At 65.2% G+C, this 1,069-nt stretch carries 1 protein-coding gene; it reads right to left on the reverse strand.

The window, feature by feature from the left end; genetic code table 11:
- The coding region (gene tuf / locus ABD002_RS19530) for an elongation factor Tu (protein ID WP_343794286.1) at nucleotides 1-1,069 on the reverse strand (1,069 nt) is incomplete at both ends.

Below are 1,069 nucleotides of genomic sequence, written 5' to 3' on the forward strand. Positions count from 1 at the left end.
AACGCAGACCTTCGTCCATCGCGATCGGCGCAATCAGCGTCACCACCATCTTCACGTTGTCGCCCGGCATCACCATCTCGACGCCTTCCGGCAGCTCGCACGCACCCGTCACGTCCGTCGTGCGGAAGTAGAACTGCGGACGGTAGCCCTTGAAGAACGGCGTATGACGACCGCCTTCTTCCTTGGAGAGGACATAGACCTCCGCCTCGAACTTCGTGTGCGGCGTGATGCTGCCCGGCTTGGCCAGCACCTGGCCGCGCTCCACGTCGTCACGCTTCGTGCCGCGCAGCAGCAGACCCGCGTTGTCGCCCGCCTGGCCCTGGTCCAGCAGCTTGCGGAACATCTCCACGCCGGTCACCGTCGTCTTCACCGTCGGGCGGATGCCCACGATCTCGATTTCGTCGCCAACCTTGACGATGCCGCGCTCGATACGACCGGTCACCACCGTGCCGCGACCCGAGATCGAGAACACGTCCTCCACCGGCATCAGGAACGGCTTGTCGATGTCACGCTGCGGCTCCGGAATCCACGTGTCCAGCGCGTCCACCAGCTTGATGATCGACGGCACGCCGATCTCCGACTGGTCGCCCTCCAGCGCCTTCAGCGCCGAGCCCTTGATGATCGGCGTGTCGTCGCCCGGGAACTGGTACTTGCTCAGCAGCTCGCGCACTTCCATCTCGACGAGCTCCAGCAGCTCCGCGTCGTCGACCATGTCCGCCTTGTTCATGTACACCACGATGTACGGCACGCCGACCTGGCGCGCCAGCAGGATGTGCTCGCGCGTCTGCGGCATCGGGCCGTCCGCCGCCGAGCACACCAGGATCGCGCCGTCCATCTGCGCTGCACCCGTGATCATGTTCTTCACGTAGTCGGCATGGCCCGGGCAATCCACATGGGCGTAGTGGCGCTTCGGCGATTCGTATTCCACGTGCGCCGTCGAGATCGTGATGCCGCGCGCCTTCTCTTCCGGCGCCGCGTCGATCTGGTCGTACGCCTTGAATTCGCCGCCAAACCGCTCCGCACCGATCTTCGTCAGCGCCGCCGTCAGCGTCGTCTTGCCGTGGTCAAC

Origin of the sequence: Dokdonella soli (assembly GCF_039523175.1) — a bacterium.
GTDB lineage: Bacteria > Pseudomonadota > Gammaproteobacteria > Xanthomonadales > Rhodanobacteraceae > Dokdonella_A > Dokdonella_A soli.